At 71.5% G+C, this 19,679-nt stretch carries 15 protein-coding genes; 5 read left to right on the top strand and 10 right to left on the bottom strand.

What is annotated here, in order from left to right; translation table 11 throughout:
• Positions 1 to 60: 60 nt before the first annotated feature.
• Genes ACZ4FH_RS01650 through ACZ4FH_RS01635 form a run of 4 tightly spaced genes read right to left on the bottom strand, consistent with a single transcriptional unit; the run spans position 61 to position 3,603 of the window.
• Positions 61 to 780 (bottom strand): ABC transporter permease, encoded by a 720-nt coding sequence (locus ACZ4FH_RS01650; protein WP_385108632.1) that lies wholly within the window; start codon positions 778 to 780, stop codon positions 61 to 63.
• Between the two features lie 27 nt (positions 781 to 807).
• A complete protein-coding gene (locus ACZ4FH_RS01645; protein ID WP_467301564.1) occupies positions 808 to 1,719 on the bottom strand; it encodes an ABC transporter ATP-binding protein in 912 nt (303 codons plus the stop codon).
• A complete protein-coding gene (locus ACZ4FH_RS01640; protein WP_467301563.1) occupies positions 1,716 to 2,624 on the bottom strand; it encodes an ABC transporter permease in 909 nt (302 codons plus the stop codon). Before ACZ4FH_RS01640 ends, ACZ4FH_RS01645 begins: the two co-directional genes overlap by 4 nt.
• Positions 2,614 to 3,603 carry an ABC transporter ATP-binding protein gene (locus tag ACZ4FH_RS01635; protein ID WP_467301562.1) on the bottom strand — a complete coding sequence of 330 codons (990 nt, stop codon included), beginning with the start codon at positions 3,601 to 3,603 and terminating at the stop codon, positions 2,614 to 2,616. The genes ACZ4FH_RS01640 and ACZ4FH_RS01635 overlap by 11 nt, the downstream gene beginning before the upstream one ends.
• A gap of 305 nt (positions 3,604 to 3,908) precedes the next feature.
• On the opposite strand from ACZ4FH_RS01635, the gene ACZ4FH_RS01630 reads away from it, so the two are divergent.
• The 4 genes from ACZ4FH_RS01630 to ACZ4FH_RS01615 all read left to right on the top strand — a co-directional run bounded on the left by ACZ4FH_RS01630 (position 3,909) and on the right by ACZ4FH_RS01615 (position 8,229).
• The gene (locus tag ACZ4FH_RS01630; RefSeq protein ID WP_467301561.1) at positions 3,909 to 4,760 is read left to right on the top strand and encodes a M24 family metallopeptidase; all 852 of its coding nucleotides are present in this window, start codon (positions 3,909 to 3,911) and stop codon (positions 4,758 to 4,760) included.
• Entirely contained in the window at positions 4,757 to 6,538 is a 1,782-nt protein-coding gene (locus tag ACZ4FH_RS01625) for an SDR family oxidoreductase (RefSeq protein ID WP_467301560.1), read from the top strand. Before ACZ4FH_RS01630 ends, ACZ4FH_RS01625 begins: the two co-directional genes overlap by 4 nt.
• Entirely contained in the window at positions 6,535 to 7,506 is a 972-nt protein-coding gene (locus tag ACZ4FH_RS01620; protein WP_467301559.1) for a MerR family transcriptional regulator, read from the top strand. Before ACZ4FH_RS01625 ends, ACZ4FH_RS01620 begins: the two co-directional genes overlap by 4 nt.
• Before the next feature lie 180 nt (positions 7,507 to 7,686).
• The gene (locus ACZ4FH_RS01615) at positions 7,687 to 8,229 is read left to right on the top strand and encodes an RNA 2'-phosphotransferase (protein ID WP_467301730.1); all 543 of its coding nucleotides are present in this window, start codon (positions 7,687 to 7,689) and stop codon (positions 8,227 to 8,229) included.
• 16 nt (positions 8,230 to 8,245) lie between these two features.
• Here the strand turns inward: ACZ4FH_RS01615 and ACZ4FH_RS01610 are convergent, their stop codons facing one another.
• Together ACZ4FH_RS01610 and ACZ4FH_RS01605 are read right to left on the bottom strand one after the other, a co-directional pair.
• Complete coding sequence (locus tag ACZ4FH_RS01610; protein WP_383631545.1) at positions 8,246 to 9,202, bottom strand: LLM class flavin-dependent oxidoreductase; 957 nt, start codon at positions 9,200 to 9,202, stop codon at positions 8,246 to 8,248.
• Between the two features lie 49 nt (positions 9,203 to 9,251).
• Complete coding sequence (locus ACZ4FH_RS01605; RefSeq protein WP_467301558.1) at positions 9,252 to 10,109, bottom strand: isocitrate lyase/PEP mutase family protein; 858 nt, start codon at positions 10,107 to 10,109, stop codon at positions 9,252 to 9,254.
• A 343-nt stretch (positions 10,110 to 10,452) separates the two neighbouring features.
• On the opposite strand from ACZ4FH_RS01605, the gene ACZ4FH_RS01600 reads away from it, so the two are divergent.
• Positions 10,453 to 11,319: an HAD hydrolase family protein gene (locus tag ACZ4FH_RS01600; protein WP_467301557.1), complete on the top strand. Its 867-nt coding sequence runs from the start codon at positions 10,453 to 10,455 to the stop codon at positions 11,317 to 11,319.
• A 206-nt stretch (positions 11,320 to 11,525) separates the two neighbouring features.
• Here the strand turns inward: ACZ4FH_RS01600 and ACZ4FH_RS01595 are convergent, their stop codons facing one another.
• The 4 genes from ACZ4FH_RS01595 to ACZ4FH_RS01580 all read right to left on the bottom strand — a co-directional run bounded on the left by ACZ4FH_RS01595 (position 11,526) and on the right by ACZ4FH_RS01580 (position 19,494).
• Positions 11,526 to 13,232, bottom strand: coding sequence for a GAF domain-containing sensor histidine kinase (locus ACZ4FH_RS01595; protein WP_467301556.1), 1,707 nt, complete (start codon positions 13,230 to 13,232; stop codon positions 11,526 to 11,528).
• A 117-nt stretch (positions 13,233 to 13,349) separates the two neighbouring features.
• A complete protein-coding gene (gene cydD, locus ACZ4FH_RS01590; protein ID WP_467301555.1) occupies positions 13,350 to 16,877 on the bottom strand; it encodes a thiol reductant ABC exporter subunit CydD in 3,528 nt (1,175 codons plus the stop codon).
• An 87-nt stretch (positions 16,878 to 16,964) separates the two neighbouring features.
• Positions 16,965 to 17,966 carry a cytochrome d ubiquinol oxidase subunit II gene (cydB, locus tag ACZ4FH_RS01585; protein WP_467301554.1) on the bottom strand — a complete coding sequence of 334 codons (1,002 nt, stop codon included), beginning with the start codon at positions 17,964 to 17,966 and terminating at the stop codon, positions 16,965 to 16,967.
• Positions 17,967 to 17,985: 19 nt separating this feature from the next.
• On the bottom strand, positions 17,986 to 19,494 hold the full coding sequence (locus tag ACZ4FH_RS01580; RefSeq protein ID WP_467301553.1) for a cytochrome ubiquinol oxidase subunit I: 1,509 nt from the start codon (positions 19,492 to 19,494) through the stop codon (positions 17,986 to 17,988).
• Positions 19,495 to 19,679 lie beyond the last annotated feature (185 nt).

Here is a 19,679-nt window from a genome sequence, read left to right as displayed (position 1 = left end):
TGTCCGATATGCGGAAACCCCCGTTCCGGAAGGAACGGGGGTTTCACGGGACCCGCAGTGTCATTCCTCGCCGGCGAGCTTCAGCGTGCGCAGCTTCTGACCCGCGTACCAGGTCGCCACGACCGTGACCACGATCAGCAGCGCGGTCGCGGCCGGGAGGCCGACGTCGGAGGTGATGGTGCCGCCCCCGCCGGTCTTCTCGGCCAGCGCCAGGGACCACTGCTGGACGCTGAGGGTGCGCGCGCCGGGCACCAGGCTGCCGAACAGGGCCTCCCACACCAACGCGTAGACGAGGCCGAGGACGACCGCGTGCCGGCTGACGGTGCCCAGCAGCAGGAAGAGCGCGCTGTACGCGATCGACGCGACCAGCGCCGCGATCGTGTAGGCCACCGCGATCTGCTGGCCGTTGCCGTTGAGGATCAGTCCGGCGATCATCGTCGGCACCGCCGAGAACACCATCGTCACCGCGATGGCCACGATCAGCTTGGTGAAGATGATCGTGGGACGTTTCACGGGCTTCGACAGCAGATAGACGATCGATCCGTCGTCGATCTCCGGGCCGATGGCCCCCGTACCGGCGATCACGCCGATCAGGGGCACCATGGTGGCGATGGCGAAACCGCCCAGGACGTCCGAGGCCACCTGGTCGTCCGCCCCCGCGAACGCCCGTACCGCGATCGCGATGACGATCAGCAGGGCGGGCAGGACGAAGAGGATGGCGGCCCGGCGCCGGCCGAGCAGGGCCCGGTAGGTGAGCCGGGCGACTGTGGGGTCGTACATGAGTCACCGCTCCTTTCAGGCCACTACTCAGGCCGCTACGAGGTACGAGAAGACCGATTCGAGGGACTCGTCGGACGGGGAGACGGTCAGCAGGCGGATGCCCTGCTCACGCGCCACCTTGGGCAGCAGCGCGGTGAAGCGGCCGAAGTCGACGGCCTGGATCCGCAGGGCGTTCTCCCCGAGGTCGACCTCGATGCCGGCCGTCGACGGATCGGCGATGAGCGCGGCGGCCAGGGCGCGGTCGTCGCTGGAGCGCACGAGATAGCGGTGCGGCCGGTCCGTCATCAGCCGGCGGATCCTGCGGAAGTCGCCGGACGCGGCATGGCGGCCGGCCACGATCACCTCGATGTGCGAGGCGAGCTGTTCGACCTCTTCGAGGATGTGGGAGGAGAAGAGCACCGTGCGGCCCTCCGCCCCCATCTGCCGCAGCAGGTCCATGAGCTGCATCCGCTGACGCGGGTCCATACCGTTGAAGGGCTCGTCGAGCAAGAGCACGGAAGGGTTGTGGACGAGCGCGGAGGCCATCTTCACGCGCTGGCGCATGCCCTTGCTGTACGTCGAGATCTTGCGGTCCTGCGCGTACTCCATCTGCACCGTGGCCAGGGCGGCCGCCGCCTCGGCGTCCCCCAGACCGTGCAGTTCGGCGTTGGCCACCACGAACTCGCGCCCGGTGAGGAAGTCGTACATCCCCTCGCGCTCCGGCACGATCCCGATCTGCCGGTACACCGTCTCGTTGCGCCAGATCGGCTGTCCGTCGAGCGTGACCGCCCCGGTCGAGGGGGCGAGGAACCCGGCCATCATGTTGATCAGCGTGGACTTGCCGGCGCCGTTCGGGCCGAGCAGACCGGTGACGCCCGGCCCCACGGTCATGCTCACGTCGTTGACGGCGACCACATTGCCGAACCAGCGGGACGTGTGGTCGATCTCGATGGTGGTCACAGCCCGACCCTCCGGTAGCGGCGCATCAGGACGGCGTACGAGCCGGCGACGAGCGCGAGAACAACGATCAGGTAGACCGCTCCGGCCCCGGCCCCCGGGCCTTCCCCTCCGGGGAAGGCGGAGGTCGCGCCGAGGAACGCGGTCTGCACACCGTCGACGAGCGTGATCGGTGAGAAGAGTCCCAGCCACGGCACCGCGCCGGTGGATCCGGTGGACCAGGCGATGCCCTGGAGGGTGCTGACCGCTCCGTAGGTGATGGTCAGCACGGCGATGACCGCGGCGACGCCGAAGCCGCGGCGCGGGGTGAGCGCGGCCATGACCAGGCCGAGACCGGCGAAGAGCACGGAGAGCAGGGCCACCGAGACCATCCCCTGGGCGAACCAGGTGGTCTGGTCCGCGAAGTCGAACTTCCCCAGCAGCGCGCCCACGTACAGGATGACGAGCGGCGCGCCCGTGAGCACCAGCAGCGCCGTGACCATCGCGGCGAACTTGGCCAGCACGTAGTCGGCCCGCTCGATCGGCCGCGAGAAGTACAGCGGCACGGTCTTGAACCGGAGGTCCCTGGAGACCGACTGCGGTGCCTGTGCGGCCAGGAACAGACCGATGACGGCCTGGAGGTAGATCGCGAACGAGGTGTACTTGATCGGCAGCTTCGTCGAGCTCGGGGTCGCGATCGCGACCGCCACGATGATCGCCGCCACCAGGCACATCACGCCGAACAGCAGCATGGGCAGCACCTTGGACTTGGCCGAGCGGCCGAGTCCGAAGGAACCGCGCAGCGACTGCGAGTACAGCGAACGCCGTGCGTAGGCGCGGCCGAGGCGCGGGCCGTCGTAGGCGCGGTAGCCGATGTTGTGGATCCGGGAGGTCTCGCTCCCGGTCGCGGCGCCGGTCTCAGTGCTCATCGCGACCGCTCCCCTTCTGCAGTACGGCTCCGGCCGGCACGGCCGCGGCGGGCGCCCGGTCGTGCGCCGCGGGCTCCCCCTCCGTGCGGAAGACCTCGGCGATGTGGTGACGGCGCTGTTCCATCCGGACGAGGCCCAGACCGAGATCCGCGACGCTGTCGCGCACCAGGTCGTACGTCTCCTCGCCCGTCGCCTCGACGAGCAGGATGTGGCCGGCCCCGGGCAGCCCCTGGGTGTCCAGTCCGTCGAGGCCGAGCAGGGTGACGCCCGCGCCGGTGAGGACCCGGCGCAGCGCGTCGGTGCCGTCGGGGTGGGTGTCGCTGTCGGTGACCTCGACCGCGAGGGTCGTGGTGGTCTGGGTGAAGTCGCTGGTGGAGCTGGAACGCAGCAGCGTTCCGCCGTCGATGACGACGACGTGGTCGCAGGTGCGCTCCAGTTCGCCCAGGAGGTGGGACGTCACCAGGACCGAGATCCCGAAGTCGGTGTGGATGCGGCGGATCAGGCCGAGCATCTCGTCGCGTCCGACCGGGTCGAGACCGTTGGTCGGCTCGTCGAGGAGGACCAGCTGCGGGTCGTGGACCAGGGCCTGGGCCAGCTTCACGCGCTGTTTCATACCGGTCGAGTAGCCGCCGATGGGGCGGTAGCGCTCCTCGTAGAGCCCGACGTGCCGCAGCGTGTCCGCGGTCCGTTCGCGGGCCGCGGTGGGCGGCAGACCGGACATCCGCGCCATGTGCACGACGAACTCGGTGGCCGAGACGTCGGGCGGCAGGCAGTCGTGCTCCGGCATGTAGCCGACCCGTTCCCGGATCGCGGCGCCGCTGGTGGCGACATCGAGCCCGAGCACCTCGGCACGGCCCTCGGTCGCGGGGGACAGACCCAGAAGGATCTTGATCAACGTGGACTTGCCGGCCCCGTTGGCGCCCACCAGCCCGGTCACACCCGGGCCGATGTCCAAGGAGAGCCGGTCAAGCGCGGTCACCCGGGGGAACCGCTTGCTCAGGCCTTCAGCCGCAATGACATTCACGTCATCGACGTTAGTGGCGCGGGCCACACCGGTCGTCAGACCTGGCGGCTGGATTCCCGTCAGACTCCAGACGTACGGCCCCGTAGGGGCACCCCACGAAGGACGACACGGACCGGGACCGGTGGAGCCGGCCGGCCGGGTCCACCGCGGGGTTGTCCACAGGCCGGGCCCGACCCCTTGACGCAGCCGCCGGACATTGTCACATTCATCAGTGTCACGTTACGGGCACGTACCGCACACGGCAGGGAACGGACGGTGGCATGACTTCGCGCGTCTCGACCGAACAGGCCTCGGAGCTCCGGGGGTTCAGGGAAGTACAACGGCTCGCGTACGCCTGCGCGGAGGCGGTCGCCGCCCGGCTGCGGCCGGGGGTGACGGAGCGCGAGGCGGCGCGGATGCAGCGGACCTGGCTGCGTGAGCGCGGGGTGCGCGACTGGTTCCACCTGCCGTTCGCCTGGTTCGGCGACCGTACGGCGTTCGCAGGGTTCAAGGTGCCGCTGCAGTTCTTCCCCACCGACCGGCGGCTGGAGCCGGGGATGCCGTTCATCCTCGACATGGCCCCGGTCCACCGCGGCTTCACGGCGGACATCGGCTACTCGGGCTGCCTGGGGCCGAATCCGCTGCACGACCGGATGCTCGACGATCTGGCCGACCACCGGGAGCTGATCCTGCGCGAGGTGCGCGAAAGACGCCCGCTGCGCGAGATCTACGAGGACGTGGAGCGCCTGATGATCCGGCAGGGCTACGCCAACCGGCACCGCGCCTATCCCTTCGGCGTCATCGCCCACAAGGTCGACCGCGTGAATGAACGCCGTTGGTCGCCGCATGTGTTCGGGTTCGGCACGCAGTCGCTGAAGGGCCTGCTGAGCGACGCGGTGCACGGGCACCGGGAGGGCTGGTCGCCACTCTGGAGTCCGTACCGCTTCTCGGACCATCCGCCCCGTCCGGGGCTGTGGGCGGTGGAACCGCATCTCGGATTCCGGGGCACCGGCGCGAAGTTCGAGGAGATCCTGGTCGTCACCGACTCCCGGGATCCCGAGGAGAGCGCCTTCTGGCTGGACGACGATCTGCCGCATGTGCGGCGCTGGGCCGAGGAGAGGGTGACGGCGTGAGTCCGCGAGGTCTGACCGGTGCGCGCGAGCGCACGGTGTCCACGGGCGGCATCGAGCTGTGCGTGGCCGAACTGGGCGACGAGACACGCCCCACGATCGTGCTGGTGCACGGCTATCCGGACAGCAAGGAGGTCTGGACGGACGTCGCCGTGCGCCTGGCCGAGGAGTGGCACGTCGTGCTGTACGACGTGCGCGGTCACGGCAGGTCGACGGCGCCCGCCCCGCTGCGCGGCGGCTTCACGCTGGAGAAGCTGACGGACGACTTCCTCGCCGTGGCCGACGCGGTGAGCCCGGACCGCCCGGTGCATCTGGTCGGGCACGACTGGGGTTCGGTGCAGTCCTGGGAGTTCGCCACGGTGGCCCGCACCGAGGGACGCATCGCCTCCTTCACCTCGATGTCCGGCCCGTCGCTCGACCATTTCGGGCACTGGATCAAACGCCGGATGTCCCGGCCGACCCCGCGCCGCGTCGGCCAGCTGCTCGGCCAGGGCGCGAAGTCCTGGTACGTGTACATGCTGCACACGCCGGTGCTGCCGGAGCTGGCCTGGCGCGGACCGCTGGGCAAGCGGTGGCCGCGCATTCTGGAGCGTCTGGAGAAGGTGCCCGCGGGCGACTACCCCACCCCTTCGCTGCCCGACGACGCGGCGCACGGGGCCTGGCTCTACCGGGACAACGTCCGCTCCCGGCTGCGCCGGCCGCGCGCCGACGCCTTCGCCCATGTCCCGGTCCAGCTGATCACGCCGACCGGTGACGTCTTCCTCTCGGAGGAGCTGTACGACGAACTCGACGCCTGGGTTCCCCGGTTGACCAGACGGGCCCTGCCCGCCAAGCACTGGGTGCCGCGCACCCGGCCGGACCAGCTGGCCGCCTGGATCGGCGAGTTCGTGACGGCCAACGAGGCGGCGGCCGAGCCCGGTTCGTCCGCCCGGGACACCGTGCCGAAGGGGGTGTACGCGGAGCGGTTCGCCGGACAGCTCGTGCTGGTGACGGGTGCGGGAAGCGGGATCGGGCGGGCCACGGCCTTCGCGTTCGCGGAGGCGGGGGCGCGGGTGGTGGCCGTGGACCGGGACGCGGAGGGGGCGCGGCGCACGGCGGAGCTGTCCGCGCTGATCGGCGCCCCTGCGGCCTGGGCCGAGACGGTGGACGTCGGCGACGAGCAGGCGATGGAGAAGCTGGCGGAGAAGGTCGCCGCCGAGTACGGGATCGTCGATGTGCTGGTCAACAACGCCGGGATCGGGCTCTCGGGGCCGTTCCTGGACACCACCTCCGAGCAGTGGCGGGAGGTCCTCGACGTGAATCTGTGGGGGGTCGTCCACGGCTGCCGGCTCTTCGGCAGGCAGATGGCCGAGCGCGGCCAGGGCGGCCACATCGTCAATACGGCCTCCGCCGCCGCCTATCAGCCGTCCCGGGCCCTGCCCGCGTACAGCACCTCGAAGGCCGCGGTGCTCATGCTCAGCGAGTGCCTGCGCGCCGAACTGGCCGAGAAGTCCATCGGGGTCAGCGCGATCTGCCCCGGCATCGTGAACACCACCATCACCTCGACCGCGCGGTTCGCCGGGGTCGACGCGGAGGAGGAGGCGCGGCTGCGGAAGCGGACGAGCAAGCTGTACGGGGCGCGCAACTATCCGCCGGAGAAGGTCGCCGACGCGATCCTGGACGCGGTGGTGCGCAATCGGGCGGTCGTGCCGGTGACACCGGAGTCCCGTGCGGCCCGCTTCCTGTCGCGGGTCAGTCCGGGGACGCTGCGCCGGGTGGCCCGTATGAAGCCGCCGCTGTGAGCGGGGGCGGGCCGTCGGCGGCCGGCCGGAGGGCCGCCGAGTACCGGATCGAGGACCTGGCGCACGCGAGCGGGGCCACGGTCCGCACCATCCGCGCCTACCAGGACCGGGGCCTGCTGCCGACCCCGGAGCGGCGCGGCCGGGCCAATGTGTACCGGGACACGCATCTGTCCCGGCTGCGGCAGATCGCCGATCTGCTCGACCGGGGCTACACCCTGGCCAGCATCAAGGAGTTGCTGGACGCCTGGGACACCGGGCGGGGCCTGGGCGGGGTGCTCGGGCTCGTGGCCGAGGTGCACGGTCCGTGGACGGACGAGCGGGCGGACCGCGTCACCCGGGCGGAGTTGGAGGAGCGGTTCGGCGGGCAGCCGGACGACGAGGCGATCGCCGAGGCGGTGGACCTGGGTGTGCTGGAGCGGGTGCCGGGGCGCGACGACGAGTTCCTGGTGCCGAGCCCCCAGGAGCTGGCCGTGGCCGTGGAGTTGTTCGGGGCCGGGGTACCGCTGGACGCGATCTCCGGGCATCTGAGGGAACTTCGCGGTCAGGTGGAGCAAATAGCCTCACGCTTCCTCGAATTCACGACCGAGCATGTTTTCGCCCGCTATCTCGGGCATCGCCCGCCGACGGACTCGGACGCGGCGGAGGCCGCCTCGATGGTGCGGCGGCTGCGTCCGCTGGCGCAGCAGACCGTGGACGCCGAACTGGCCAGGGCCATGCGCACGTTCGCGACCCGGCATCTGGAGCACCATCTGACGACGGAGGGCCCGTTCACGTCGGCCTCCGCGGGGCCGCCGCCCGTCTCGGTGTCCCTGCCGCCGGAGACAATCGGCGCCGTGGAGCGGCTGGTTGGCCGGGAGCACGCGGCGGCCTTCATCGCGGCGGCAGCGGAACGCGAGGTACAGACAAGGACATTGGACTCACTTACGACATCTCACGCACATGCCAATAAAGTTGATCAAGTGGACTGATCTACACAGTCGTTGTCCACAGAATCGCCAAATTACCTGTGGATAACCCTAGTTGGCTGTGGATCAAACCTGTGGACGAAAATTGCTCACGCGAAGAACGCGCGAGTGCCGGCCGGCCGTCAAATCCGGATGCGGGGAACGGGGGCCACCCGTCACTCTGAGTCCATGAGCGAACATCTCATGGATGAAAGACGCACCGTCAAGGTGTCCAAGTACCTCTCGAAACACCTGCGCCATCAGCCCGAGCGGATCGGGATCACGCTGGACGCCCACGGGTGGGTGGCCATCGACGACCTGCTGGCGGCCCTGGCCCGCCACCGGGTCCCGCTGACCCGGGCGGAGCTCGACCACGTGGTGGCGACGAACGACAAACGGCGCTTCGCCATCGAGGGCGACCGCATCCGGGCCAGCCAGGGCCACACCGTGGACGTGGACCTGGGGCTGCCACCGGCCGAACCGCCCGCGTACCTCTACCACGGCACGGTCGCCCGGTTCCTGGAGCCGATCCGGGAGGAGGGGCTGCGACCCATGAATCGCACACATGTCCATCTCTCACCCGACCGTGAGACCGCGACGCGCGTCGGTGCACGGCGCGGCCGTCCTGTGGTGCTGTCCGTGGACGCGGGCGCCATGCACCGCCAAGGACATGTCTTCCGGGTCAGCGCCAACGGCGTATGGCTCGTCGACGCGGTAGCCCCGGGATTCCTGCGCCTCCCGGGCTGAGCCGGGTCCCGGCGCCCTACCCGGCGAGCTGGTCGAGCCCCCGGGTGACGATCTCCTCGAAGAGCTTCTGGTCCGCCACGGCCGCGCTGAACTCCGGGCTCCCGGCGGGCACGGGGGCGTGGATCACGATCTCCGTGAAACCCAGCTCCGCGTGCCGTCCCGCGAAGTCCACGAACGCGTCCACAGAGGCGAACGGGCCCAGCCGGCCTCCGGTGAGGTCGGGATTGAACTCCGGGGTGAAGCCCGTGAGAAGGATCTTGTCGAGTTCGTCCACGTCCCTGCCGATGTCACCGCACGCCTTGCCCAGGCGGGTGATCTGCCCCCGGAGCGCGTCGAGCGACTCCGCCGCGCTGCCCGCCTCGTACAGCTTCGGATCGCCCGTGGTCACCCAGGCCTGCCCGTACCGGGCGGCCAGCCGCAGCCCGCGCGGCCCGGTGGCGGCGACCGCGAACGGCAGGCGCGGAAGCTGCGCGCAGCCCGGCAGGTTGCGCGCCTCCGTGGCCGCGTAGAAGGTCCCCTCGGAGGTCAGCCCGGCGGGTTCGCGCAGCAGCTCGTCGAGCAGCGGGACGAACTCCCCGAACCGGTCGGCACGTTCACGCGGCGTCCAGGGTTCCTCGTCGGCCCGTCGGAGCGTCGACGCGTCGAAGCCGTTGCCCCCGGCGCCGATACCCAGCGTGACGCGCCCGCCGGAGACGTCGTCGAGCGAGATCAGCTCCTTGGCCAGGGTGACCGGGTGGCGGAAGTTCGGCGAGGTGACCAGGGTGCCCAGACGGATCGTCCCGGTCACCGCCGCGGCGGCGGTCAGCGTCGGAATCGCGCCGAACCACGGCCGGTCGCGGAAGGCGCGCCAGGACAGATGGTCGTACGTGTACGCGGCGTGCAGCCCCAGTTCCTCGGCACGCTGCCACTTCGCCCGTCCGCCCTCGTGCCAGCGGTCGACGGGAAGGATCACGGTGCTCAGACGCGGGCTCATGGGGCGAGCCTACGTCGGGCGCCCCGGGAGGCCCACTGGAGCAGCCGGGTCACTGCCCCGGGCCGTGCACCCGGGTCATCCAGCGGTTCACGTCGCCATAGGGCGGGGCATCCGCGGTGAAACCGAAGGTGCCGTGGTCGAGCACCTCGTGGGCCGCCCGGACGAGGCCGCCGAGCGCGGCGCGGAAGAAGGACGAACCGAGGCTGATCCGGCGGACCCCGCAGGCGGCGAGCTCGGAGACGCTCAGGGCGGGCTGCTGACTCCCGGCGAGTACGTTGACCGGCTTGCCGACCGACGCGCAGACCGCCCGTACGGCCTCGGCGGAGGGCAGCGCCGGTGCGTACAGCACATCGGCGCCCGCCTCCTCGTACGCCTGGAGGCGGCGGATCGTGTCGTCCAGGTCGGGGCGCCCGTAGAGGAAGTTCTCGGCGCGGGCCGTGACGGTGAACGGGAACGGCAGCGCCCGCGCGGCCTCCACCGCCGCCGCCACCCGGTCCACGGACTCGGCCAGGGAACGCACCGGATCGTCGGCCAGCCCGGTCGCGTCCTCGATCGAGCCGCCCACCAGCCCCGCGGCCCCGGCCGCCGCGAAGGTCTCGGCGACCCCGTCCGGCGTGGCCGCGAAGCCGCTCTCCAGATCGGCGGAGACGGGCAGGTCCGTGGCCTCCACGATCTCCCGGGCGTTGGCGATCACCGTGGCGCGGTCCAGCCCGTTGGCCCCGTCGGGGCGGCCCAGGGTCACCGCGAGGCCGGCGCTGGTGGTGGCCAGGGCGGTGAATCCCAGGCCCGCCAGAATGCGGGCGGTTCCGGCGTCCCAGGGGTTGGGGACGACGAAGGCACCCGGTCCCTGATGGAGGTCCCGGAACGCGGCGCCCCTGCGTCGAAGATCCTGAACAGACGGTCGCACTGCCGCACCCCTCGCACTCTCGGCCTCGTGGGCCGGTGCCTCGCCGACGCCACGGAAGGCGCCCGCGCCGCGCGTCCGGCCCTCCGTGGTTTCACGTGAAACCCAGCCAGGGGCAGTCAAACAGACGGCGACGGGCCCAGGTGCAAATCCGGCCAGAGGAACGGGGGAACTGCGTCGCGGCATCCTTCGCCCGACCGGCCTCCCACCCCTCCCCGCAGGGGTTCCGAGGGCACTCGGGACACCTCTGGCATATTCCTGAGTCATACCCGCTGTTCAGCGGGGCGCGCACTCAGATGGGCGCCCCTCCGCACGCCCGTGCACCCGCGTACGCGAGAATGGAACGGTGACCTCAGCTACCGAACAGCCTGTTCCAGCCGCTCCCCGGCTGATCGCCACCGACCTGGACGGCACCCTTCTGCGGGACGACAAGACCGTCTCGGAGCGCACGGTCGCCGCGCTCGCCGCCGCCGAGGAGGCCGGGATCGAGGTCTTCTTCGTCACGGGCCGCCCCGCCCGCTGGATGGACGTCGTCAGCGACCATGTGCACGGGCACGGTCTGGCGATCTGTGCCAACGGCGCCGCGGTCGCCGATCTGCACGACGGGGGCCGGCTGCTGAAGGTCCGGGACCTGGAGCGGGCCATCGCCCTGGACGTCGTGCACACGCTGCGCACGGCCGCCCCCGGCACGGCGTTCGCGGTCGAACTGGCCACCGGGATCCACTACGAACCGGCCTATCCGCCCTTCCACCTCGATCCCGGGGCCACGATCGCCGTAGCAGAAACGCTCCTTCACGAGGCGGTGGCCGGCACCGGCACCCCCGTACTGAAGCTCCTGGCCCACCACGGAGCGCTGGCCCCCGACGATTTCCTCGCCCTGGCGCACGGCGTGGCCGGTGACCGCGCCTCGTTCACCCGGTCCAGTCCGACGGCGCTCCTGGAGGTCAGCGGCCCCGGCGTCTCCAAGGCCAGCACGCTGGAGCTGTGCTGTGCCGAGCGCGGGATCTCCCCCGCCGAGGTCGTCGCCTTCGGCGACATGCCGAACGACGTGGAGATGCTCCGCTGGGCGGGCAGCTCGTACGCCATGGCCAACGCCCATCCGGCCGCGCTCGCTGCCGCCTCCGGCCGCACGGCCACCAACAACGAGGACGGCGTCGCCCTCGTCATCGAACGGATCGTCGCCGAACGCACCCGCGCGCACGCGGAACGCTGAGCCGGCTGGCTGGCTGGCTGGCTGGCTGGCTGGCTGGCTGGCTGGCTCACGGGAACGGGTCCCGGGAAAGCACGTATTCCGGGACCCGTTGACGGGACCGGACCCCGGGCGGGCCCCGTCCACACGGGCGGCGAACAACTGATCCGTCGACGCGGCGGGAAGCGGGGCGGCGGCGGCCCGTCGCACGGCGCACGGGCGGCCCGGTCTCACAGGGGTGCCTGCCACACCACGGTCGTCCCTCCGCCGCTCTCCCCGATCCCGGGTTCGAACCAGCTGGACCCGCCGAGCGACTCCGCCCGGCGGGCCAGGTTCCGCAGCCCACTGCGCCGGCCGCCCTCCGGGATGCCCACCCCGTCGTCGGCGACCGAGAGCCGGACCGCGTCCCGCCCGTCCGGCAGGGTCGCGGTCGCGTCCACCACCACGTCGATCCGGGCGGCGTCGGCGTGCCGGAAGGCGTTGGACAGCGCCTCCCGGAGCGCGGCGATCAGGTTCTTCCCGGTCAGCTCGCCGACCAGGGCGTCGACCGCGCCGATGAAGCGGTGCCCCGGCTTGAAACCCAGCGGGACGGCCGCCATGTTGATCTCGCGCAGCACCCGGGTGCGCAGCCCCGAGGGCGCCTCGGCCGGTTCCTGCTGGAGCGCGAAGATCGCGGTGCGGATCTCCTGGATGGTCACGTCGAGCTCGTCGACCGCGCGGCCCACCCCCGTCCGCACCTCCGGCACGTCCGACCGGCGCTGTGCGCTCTCCAGCATCATCCCCGTGGCGAACAGCCGCTGAATGACCAGATCGTGCAGATCGCGGGCGATCCGGTCGCGGTCCTCGTAGACGGCCAGCCGCTCCCGGTCCCGCTGGGCCTCCGCCATCATCAGGGCCAGAGCGGCCTGCGAGGCGAACTGTGTGGCCAGGGTGCGCTCCGCCTCGGTGAACGGCCGGCCGCCCCGGGCCCTGGGGGTGGCCAGAGCGCCGAGCACCCGGCCGCCGCTCTGGAGCGGAAGCAGCATGCTCGCGCCGAAGCGGTCCGCGAGATCGGAGACGATGCGCGTGTCGGTGGCCGCGTCGTCGATGAAGACGGCCTCGCCGTCGAGCAGCTTCGCCACCACCGGACTGTGTGCCGGAAAGATCGTCCCGAGGGACGCCGAGGGTTCCTCGCCGGACACGGCGACGATCTCCAGGCCCCCGTTCTCGGCCGGCAGCAGCACGATGCCGGAATCCGACCCGGCGAGGCGGCGGGCCTGCTCCGCGACGACCGACAGCGCGTCGTCCGCGTCGCCGCCGGAGAGCAGCGCGGTCGTCACGGCCACCGAGCCGTCGATCCACCGCTCGCGCTGCCGGGCCGCCTCGTAGAGCCGGGCGTTGCCGATGGCGATGCCCGCCTCGGTGGCCAGCACCCGGACCATGTGCAGGTCGTAGTCGTTGAACTCGCGCCCGCCGGCCTTCTCGGCCAGATAGAGGTTGCCGAAGATCTCGCCCTGGACCCGGATCGGTACGCCGAGGAAGGTCCGCATCTCCGGATGGCCCGGTGGGAAGCCGGCACACCTCGGGTCGGTGGTCAGATCCGCGAGCCGCAGCGGGCGCGGGTCGTGGATGAGGGCGCCGAGCAGCCCCCGGTGCCCGTCCGGGCGGCGGCCGATCCGGCGCGCCACCTCGTCCGACACCCCGTAGGTGACGAAGTCGGACAGCCCGTCGCCGTCCGCGTCCACGATGCCGATGGCCGCGTACCGGGCATGGGCGAGTTCGGCGGCGGTCTCGCAGATCCGGTCGAGCGTCGAGTGCAGTTCGAGGCCCGTGCCCACCGAGCGCATGGCTTCGAGCAGCCTCGGCACCCGGGCGGTCAGTTCCGTGGACAGGCCCTGGAGGCTACGGGTCGCCTCCGTGGCGGCGTCGAGCGAGTGGTGCGGATCCTGCTCTGCCATACCCAGAGCGTAGTTAGTCCTATTTCGTGGGGAAAGTCGAGTCGCGGGGGCCGCCCGCTGGCGGAGCGGCCCTGAGCACCGCGTCCGCACCGCCGCCGGACCCGGGTGGCCGCGTCCTCAGCCGCCCGCGCCCACCATCCGGCCCCGTGTGCCCTCGGTGGTCTCCCGCTCGCGCTCCCGCATCCGGCGCAGCGGGCCGTCCACCTCCGCGAGCACCGCGTACGGCCCGCGCTGCACGATTCCGCCCGCCTCCAGCACCAGCACCTCGTCGACGGCCTCCAGACCGGCGAGCCGGTGCGTGATCAGCACGGTCGTACGGCCCCGGGTCGCAGCCAGCAGGTCCGCCGTCAGCGCGTCGGCCGTCTTCAGGTCCAGATGCTCGGCCGGCTCGTCCAGGACCAGCACGGGGAAGTCCGCGAGCAGGGCCCGTGCCAGGGCCAGCCGCTGGCGCTGGCCGCCCGAGAGCCGGGCGCCGTGCTCCCCCACGAGCGTGTCCAGGCCGTCCGGCAGCGCCTCCGCCCAGTCGAGCAGCCGGGCCCGGCCGAGGGCCGCGCGCAGTTCGGCGTCGGTCGCACTGGGCCGGGCCAGCCGCAGGTTCTCGCGGATCGAACTGTCGAAGATGTGGGCGTCCTGGGCGCACAGGCCGACGAAACGCCGGACGGTGTCCCCGTCCAGCCCGGCCGCCTCCACCCCGCCGATCCGGTAGCTTCCGGCCCGCGCGTCCAGGAAGCGCAGCAGGACCTGGGCCAGGGTGGTCTTGCCCGAGCCGGAGTGGCCCACGACGGCGATGCGCCGGCCCTCCTCCAGGGTCAGGTCGACGTCCTCCAGCGCGTCCCGCGCGGCGCCCGGGTAGCGCGCCGACAGTCCCCGCACCTCCACCGGGAACGGCGAGGCGGGAGCCTCCGCCGGGGTGACCGGTTCACGGACCGGCTCCGGCGCGTCCAGCACCTCGAAGACCCGCTCGGCACTGCGCGCGACCCGCTGCCGGTACTGCACGGCGAGCGGCAGACCGGCGACGGCCTCGAAGGCGGCCAGCGGGGTGAGGACGACCACGGCCAGCTCCACCCCGGCGACCCGCCCGTCCGCCACGGCCGGCAGTGCGACGAGGGCGGCGCCGACGACAGTGAGACCGGCGATCAGCGCCCCGAGTCCGCCGCCGAGCGCGGTGGCGGTCGCCGCCCGTGAGGCGATCGCGGTCAGGACGGCGTCGGCCCGGCGGGTCCGCTCCAGGCGCCCCGGGAGCGCTCCGGCGACGGTCAGTTCCGCGGTGCCGCCGAGCAGATCGGTGACCCGGGTGGCCAGGTCCGCGCGGGCGGGCGCCAGCCGTCGTTCCGCGGCGCGGGCGCAGGCCCCGCTGACGAGCGGGACGCCCGCTCCCGCCAGCAGCAGACCGGCGGCGAGGACGAGTCCCGCCTCCGGCAGCAGCCAGCCGGTGAACCCGGCCGCGCCGACGCCCACGGCCACGGCGGTGCCCACCGGGAGCAGCCAGCGCAGCCAGTAGTCCTGGAGGGCGTCCACATCGGCGACGAGCCGGGAGAGCAGATCACCGCGCCGGGTGCGCCGCAGCCCGGCCGGGGCGATCCGCTCCAGACCCCGGTAGACGGACACCCGCAGGTCGGCGAGCATCCGGAGCACGGCGTCGTGCGAGACGAGGCGCTCGGCGTAGCGGAAGACCGCCCGTCCGATGCCGAAGGCGCGGGTCGCCGTCACCGCCACCATCAGATAGAGCACCGGGGGCTGTTCGGAGGCGCGGGAGATCAGCCAGCCGGAGACGGCCATCAGGCCGACCGCGGAACCGAGCGCCAGACTTCCGAGCAGCAGGGCGAGCAGCAGCCGGCCGCGCTGCGCGCCGGCCGCCTCCCGGACCCGGGTGAGGACATGGCCGCTGTGTGCTGCGGTCTCCCTCGGCGCCTCGGCCTCGGGGACCGTGTCCGGCACCGCGAGCGGCCCGTGCGCCGTACCGGAGCCGGTCGTGGCCGCCGGGTGCGGCGACGGGGGCGCGGCGGCGGTCCGGGCAGGTTCCAGGGTCACCACCCGGTCGGCGACCGCCAGCAGGGCCGGGCGGTGCACCACCAGCAGGACGGTCCGGCCGACGGCCAGCCTCCGTACCGCCTCGACGATGCCCGCCTCGGTCTCGCCGTCCAGGCTCGCGGTCGGCTCGTCCAGCAGAAGCAGCGGGCGGTCGGCGAGGAAGGCGCGGGCGAGGGCGAGCCGCTGGCGCTGTCCGGCGGAGAGCCCGGCGCCGTCCTCGCCGAGCAGGGTCCGGGTGCCTTCCGGGAGCCGGGCGACGAAGTCCTCGGCGCCCGCGTCGCGCAGGGCGGCCGCCACGGCATCGTCGTCCGCGTCGGGCCGGGCGAGACGGACGTTGTCCGCGAGGGTGCCCGCGAAGAGATGGGGACGCTGGGGCACCCAGGCGATGTGCTCGCGCCAGCGTTCGGGGGAGAGGCCCGCCAGGTCGGTCCCGCCGACCCGGACCCGCCCCTCGTCGGGCGCGGTGAATCCGAGCACCACGTTCAGCAGGGTGGACTTGCCGACGCCGCTGGGGCCGACGAGGGCGACGGTCTCCCCCTCCTCGACCACCAGGGACGCCGAGGAGAGCGAGGGCTCGGTACGTCCCGCGTGGCGCACCGTCACGTTCTCCAGCTCCAGCCGCAGGGAGGCCGGCACCCCGGCCGTGCCACCGGCGGGCGGTTCGGTCTCCAGGACGGCGAAGATCTCCTCGGCGGCCGAGAGCCCCTCGGCCGCCGCGTGGTACTGCGCCCCGACCTGCCGCAGCGGCAGATACGCCTCGGGGGCCAGGATCAGCACCACCAGGCCGGTGTAGAGGTCCAGTTCGCCGTGGACCAGCCGCATTCCGATGGTGACGGCGACCAGGGCGACCGAGAGCGTCGCCAGGAGCTCCAGCGCGAACGAGGACAGGAAGGCGATCCGCAGGGTGCGCAGGGTCGCCCGGCGGTACTGGGAGGTGATCGTGCGGATGGACTCCGCCTGCGCCTTGGCCCGGCCGAAGACCTTCAGCGTCGGCAGCCCCGCGACGACGTCGAGGAAGTGCCCGGAGAGCCGGGAGAGCAGCCGCCACTGGCGGTCCATCCGCGACTGGGTGGCCCAGCCGATGAGAATCATGAAGAGCGGGATGAGCGGCAGGGTGACGACGACGATCGCCGCCGACACCCAGTCCTCGGTGACGACCCTGGCCAGGACCGCCACCGGCACCACCACGGCCAGTCCGAGCTGGGGCAGATAGCGGGCGAAGTAGTCGTCGAGCGCGTCGATCCCCCGGGTCGCGAGCGCCACCAGCGAGCCCGTGCGCTGCCCGCTGAGCCAGTCGGGGCCGAGTTCCGCCGCCCTGGCCAGCAGGCGGCCGCGCAGTTCGGACTTGACCGCCGCCCCGGCCCGGTGGGCGGCCAGTTCGGTGAGCCAGGAGACCAGCGCACGGCCCAGCGCGACCGCGGCCAGCAACAGGAGCGGGGTGCGCAGTCCCGAGGCGGTGAGACCGTCCTCGAAGCCGCCCACCACCACCTCGGCCACCAGCATGGCCTGGGCAATGACCAGGGCGGCCCCGGCTCCGCCGAGGACCACCACGGCCGCCAGGAAGCGGCGGGTGGCACGGGCGTGGTGGAGCAGTCGCGGATCGATCGGTTTCACGTGAAACACCCCATGCGGCTCGGCATGATCGAGAAGACGGGCCCGGTGCTCCGGCCCCGTCCATGACGCGGCCGGAGCACCGTGCGTTCAGTGCGCTTCGGCGATGTGCTGCGTACCGATCCGCTTGCGGAACACCCAGTACGTCCAGCCCTGGTAGAGCAGGACGACCGGGGTGGCGATCCCCGCGCACCAGGTCATGATCTTCAGCGTGTACGGGCTGGACGAGGCATTGGTGACGGTGAGGCTCCAGGCGTCGTTCAGCGACGACGGCATGACGTTCGGGAAGAGCGTCAGGAACAGCATCGCCACCGCGGCCACGATCGTCAGCCCCGAGAGCGCGAACGCCCAGCCCTCGCGCCCGGCGGCCACCGCGCCGATCGCCGCGACCAGCGCCAGCGCGGCGACGATCAGCGCGAGGAGGCTCCAGCCGTCCCCTCCGTCGGTCTGGGTCCAGATCAGGAAGGCCAGCGCGAGCACGGCGGTGACCGCGCCCAGCTTGAGCGCCAGCCCCCGCGCCCGGCTCCGGATGTCCCCGACCGTCTTGAGGCCGACGAACACCGTCCCGTGGAAGGTGAAGAGGAAGAGCGTGACCAGCCCGCCGAGGATCGCGTACGGGTTGAGCAGGTCCCAGAAGTTGCCCACGTACTCCATGTCCGCGTCGATCTTGACACCGCGGACGATGTTCCCGAAGGCCACGCCCCAGAGCAGCGCCGGGATCAGCGAGGTCCAGAAGATCGCGTGCTCCCAGTTGCTCTGCCACCGCTCCTCCGGCCGCTTCGCCCGGTACTCGAAGGCGACACCCCGCACGATCAGGCAGAGCAGGATGATCAGCAGCGGGAGGTAGAAGCCCGAGAACAGCGTGGCGTACCACTCGGGGAAGGCGGCGAAGGTGGCTCCGCCGGCCGTCAGAAGCCAGACCTCGTTGCCGTCCCAGACGGGCCCGATCGTGTTGATCAGGACCCTGCGCTCCGTGCGGTCCCGGGCCAGGAGCTTGGTCAGCACGCCGACCCCGAAGTCGAATCCCTCCAGGAAGAAGTAGCCGGTCCAGAGAACGGCGATGAGCACGAACCAGACGTCGTGGAGTTCCATCTCTCTGCTCCCTGTGCGCTCAGTAGGAGAAGGCCATGGGGCGGTCGGCGTCGTCGTGGTCGCCGCCGATCCTGGTGGGCGGGTTGAGGTCGGCGTCGGTGAGCTCCGGCGGACCGGCCTTGATGTACTTCAGGAGCAGCTTGACCTCGATGACGGCGAGGATCGCGTAGAGCACGGTGAAGAGGATCAGCGAGGTGAGCACCTCGCCCTGCGAGACACCGGGGGAGACCGCGTCGCGGGTCTGCAGGACCCCGTAGACGACCCAGGGCTGGCGGCCCATCTCGGTGAAGATCCAGCCCCAGGAGTTGGCGATCAGCGGGAACAGCAGCGTCCACAGCGCGAGGAACCAGTAGACCCGCGCGAACTTGGGGCTCAGCGCCTTGTTCCTGAAGAGCACCAGATGCGGTACCTCGTCCTCACCGGTGCGCAGCCCCGGTGGCAGCAGGAACTTCTTCCGGGTCAGCCACAGCCCCAGGATCCCGAGGCCGAAGGAGGCCATGCCGAAGCCGATCATCCACCGGAAGCTCCAGAAGGCGACGGGGATGTTGGGCCGGTAGTCGCCGGGCCCGAAGCGCTCCTGCTCGGCCTTGTTGATGTCGTTGATGCCGGGGACGTAGGAGTTGAAGTCGTCGTCGGCGAGGAAGGACAGTATCCCGGGGATCGAGATCTCGACGGTGTTGTGGCCCTTGCTCACGTCGCCGTAGGCGAAGATCGAGAAGGGTGCGGAGTTCTGTCCGTCCCACAGCGCCTCGGCGGCGGCCATCTTCATCGGCTGCTGCTTGAACATGACCTTGCCGAGCTGGTCGCCGCTGATCGCGGTGAGCAGGCCGGCGATCACGACGGTGACCAGGCCCAGCCGCAGCGAGGTCCGCATCACCGGGATGTGCTTCTTGCGCGCCAGGTGGAAGGCGGCGATGCCGACCATGAACGCGCCGCCGACCAGGAAGGCCGCCGTGATGGTGTGGAAGAACTGCGTGAGCGCGGTGTTCTGCGTCAGCACGTGCCAGAAGTCCGTCAGCTCGGCGCGGCCGCGCTCCTTGTTGATGCGGTAGCCGACCGGGTGCTGCATCCAGGAGTTGGCGGCCAGGATGAAGTACGCCGAGAGGATCGTGCCGATCGAGACCAGCCAGATGCAGGCGAGGTGGATCTTCTTCGGCAGCTTGTCCCAGCCGAAGATCCACAGCCCGATGAAGGTGGACTCGAAGAAGAACGCGATCAGTGCCTCGAACGCGAGCGGGGCACCGAAGATGTCGCCGACGAACCGCGAGTAGTCGGACCAGTTCATCCCGAACTGGAACTCCTGGACGATGCCCGTGACGACGCCCATGGCGATATTGATCAGGAAGAGCTTTCCCCAGAACTTGGTGGCCCTGAGGTACTTCTCCTTGTTGGTCCGCACCCAGGCGGTCTGCAGGCCCGCGGTGAGCGCGGCCAGAGAGATCGTCAGGGGAACGAAGAGGAAGTGGTAGACGGTGGTCGTTCCGAACTGCCATCGCGCCAGGGTCTCCGGCGCCAGAGCCAGCTCCACGTCGTCTTCTCCTTACGTCGCCGTTGCTACACCGGCAGTTTGTCCCGTGAATCCACCCGATCACGGGAGGAACAGGACACGCTTGTGAACGCGTTCACATTCACAAGCAATTATGGCGCACATGCTTTCGGGAGCGATGACCGGGGGGGGTCCCTTTCGTCGCGTCACCGGGGGCACCCGCGTCG

The sequence above is a fragment of the Streptomyces sp. NPDC024555 genome (genome assembly GCF_055559335.1).
The sequence above is the reverse complement of the archived record's forward strand: the minus strand, read 5'-3'. Positions and strand labels throughout refer to the sequence as shown.

Coding starts and splice junctions, on each gene's coding strand:
- ACZ4FH_RS01630 (WP_467301561.1), top strand. CDS start 3,909: ATGACTTCGCGCGTCTCGACCGAACAGGCCTCGGAGCTCCGGGGGTTC.
- ACZ4FH_RS01650 (WP_385108632.1), bottom strand. CDS start 780: ATGTACGACCCCACAGTCGCCCGGCTCACCTACCGGGCCCTGCTCGGC.
- ACZ4FH_RS01610 (WP_383631545.1), bottom strand. CDS start 9,202: ATGAGCCCGCGTCTGAGCACCGTGATCCTTCCCGTCGACCGCTGGCAC.
- ACZ4FH_RS01615 (WP_467301730.1), top strand. CDS start 7,687: ATGGATGAAAGACGCACCGTCAAGGTGTCCAAGTACCTCTCGAAACAC.
- cydB (WP_467301554.1), bottom strand. CDS start 17,966: ATGGAACTCCACGACGTCTGGTTCGTGCTCATCGCCGTTCTCTGGACC.
- ACZ4FH_RS01640 (WP_467301563.1), bottom strand. CDS start 2,624: ATGAGCACTGAGACCGGCGCCGCGACCGGGAGCGAGACCTCCCGGATC.
- ACZ4FH_RS01595 (WP_467301556.1), bottom strand. CDS start 13,232: ATGGCAGAGCAGGATCCGCACCACTCGCTCGACGCCGCCACGGAGGCG.